This window comes from Pseudomonas sp. L13, assembly GCF_009935965.1.
In the GTDB taxonomy this organism is placed as follows: domain Bacteria; phylum Pseudomonadota; class Gammaproteobacteria; order Pseudomonadales; family Pseudomonadaceae; genus Aquipseudomonas; species Aquipseudomonas lactis.
The window spans coordinates 1-2,405 of sequence record NZ_QODJ01000131.1 but is presented as its reverse complement, the minus strand read 5'-3'; the positions used below and the strand labels follow the sequence as shown (position 1 = coordinate 2,405).

Below are 2,405 nucleotides of genomic sequence, written 5' to 3'. Positions count from 1 at the left end.
CGAGAAACGCCCAAGCATCTTCAGCTGCATTTGATCGTCGACAACTACGCCACGCACAAGCATCCAAAAGTGAAGGAATGGCTTGAGAAGCACAAACGCTTTCACATGCATTTCACCCCGACCTCCAGTTCGTGGATGAACATGGTCGAACGCTTCTTTCGCGATATCACGGTGTACCTGCGTGACGGCAGTTTCAGTTCGGTTCGCGAACTGGAAAGCTCGATCACCACGTTCCTGGCACTGCGAAATGCGCAGCCGACTCGCTACGTCTGGAACGCCAAGGGGGAAGATATTTTGAACAAGATACAGCGAGCCCGTCAGGCAATTGTTTCGCAGGCTTGAGGGACTTTAATTGTAAGACAGCACATTAGGAACGCAAAGATTGACAGGGAGATTGTATAAAACTATCTTACTATGAGTACTAGCTATCAGCTTCATTCCTGATAGAGTTAAGTTAATAGCGGTACTTAATGTCGAAAACACTTGTATGTTATATTGGAGGCGTTCAATGGCAAATAATTCTTCAGCTAATATTTCCTTAGATGATTTTCTGTATGAGAACTTTCGAGGCAGTAGCAAAGTCTCGGAGAAGGGGCTCGTATCAAAAACAATTGATGAGGCTGTGGCCATTATAAGCAGAGAAGGGAAAAGTTGGATTGCTGTCAAAAAAATACCAGCGGGAGAAACTGTGAATGTCACTTATGCATTCGCCAAAGCTAATGATGCGGGCTTAGAAAATCCTAGTGACAAATTCAAATTGGCATATAAAGAAGCATTGGGACGAGTCAGTGATGTAGCCAATATAACATTTAGTGAGGCGGACATCAATAAAGGTGGAGATATTACCGTACGCTACACCGGCAATGGCGGCACTAGCAGTAGTACTTTTCCTGGAAATGGAACATGGACGAGGTTTGACAGCGATATAAGTTCCGATCTTAAGACGTTTTCGTCTCGCGGAATTCATGAGGTTGGACACTCAGTGGGGCTTAGTCATCCAGGTGATTACGATAGCGTAAGCGGGGTGGCTGCCCATCGCGCGTATCTAGAAGATGATACTTATTATACAGTCATGAGCTATAACACTACTCGCTATAGCGATGATAATCAGGGGCGGCCCGCAACTTATGGAATAGATGATATCGCAACGCTTCAGAAGCTTTATGGGGCCAATAACCAGACCAGAAGCACGGATACGACTTACGGATTCCATAGCAATATACAAGAGAAGAGCTTCCTCAAATTTTATTCCTTGACAGAAAGTACTGCCTCACTGAAAGCCCCTTACACGATTTGGGATGCTGGTGGTAGTGATACTCTCGATTTTTCTGGCTTTAGCCAAGATCAGCGCATTACGTTGCGTGATGGGGAGCTGTCGGATGTTGGTGGCATGCATTTCGGTGTCGGGATTGCTCAAGGAGCAGTCATCGAAAATGCGAGCGGTGGTAGTGGCAACGACATAATCATTGGAAATAACGCCAACAACTATATAGCAGGCCACGCTGGGAATGACGTTATCTATGGCGCTGCCGGGGCGGATACGTTATCGGGCGGAGAGGGTAACGACACTTTCGTCTATCGCAGTAACGCAGATTCATCACTGACGAGCCTGGGTCAAAAGCCGGATGGAAGCGCTATCAATAGTCTTGCAGATATCGACCTTAGCAAGCTTATTGGAAGTATCGACACTATCTCCGACTTCAACTCTGGTCAAGATAAAATAGACTTGTCTTTCCTGAGAATCGATGAAGGTAATGCCGTAAAACTTCAACTGGTCAATACCCTGCCTCAGCATAGCGGTGAGTTAGCTCTAAACTACTTCGAAGATACTAATATTACGTTGTTGACCTCCTATGTTTCTGATGCTTTGCCTGCGCCTGACTTTGCTGTAAAAATTGTCGGGCAAGTAAGTTTTGCTCACGACATAATTGCTTAGTCAGTATGCATGAAGGAGTTTTGAAGTGCAACGGAACGGGAGCGCTAATTTGGGTTTCCGTTCCGCGGCCACCTCAACGCTCTTGACTGCTCATGTGTAACTTATAAAAGATTTCGATCTGATACTTTTCTTGAAAAGACGTTTGGTGGTTGTGCAACCGACCTAAGAAGAGCAGCCCTGCATGGACGTTCTAGTGTGCTGTCTCTGAAATAAATTCTCCGAAAATTGACTACGCTTTCTTGGTTATCACATCCTTGGAGGCGAACAGATGAGCGCCCAAGATATTGTCCTGAGCCCCGAAGAACACGTCGAACTAAGCCGCCGCATAAGGTCTGCCACCATCAGTCATCGTGACGGTCGGCGCGCCCGGGTGATCCTGTTGGCCGCTCAAGGTTGTACGCGGGTTGAAATAGCCCGCCTGGTTGGGTTTTCTCTGCGCTCGGTCACTCTTTGGTGTCAGCGTTTTCAA

Annotated in this window: 3 protein-coding genes; all 3 read left to right on the top strand. The window is 46.7% G+C overall.

The window, feature by feature from the left end:
• A partial coding sequence (locus DK871_RS28320) for a transposase (protein WP_178116093.1) occupies positions 1–342 on the top strand: 342 nt, incomplete at its 5' end.
• 166 nt (positions 343–508) lie between these two features.
• On the top strand, positions 509–1,936 hold the full coding sequence (locus DK871_RS28315) for a M10 family metallopeptidase (protein ID WP_161907465.1): 1,428 nt from the start codon (positions 509–511) through the stop codon (positions 1,934–1,936).
• 268 nt (positions 1,937–2,204) lie between these two features.
• Positions 2,205–2,405, top strand: a 201-nt coding sequence (locus DK871_RS28310; RefSeq protein WP_161907464.1) for a helix-turn-helix domain-containing protein, incomplete at its 3' end; no start/stop codon positions are given.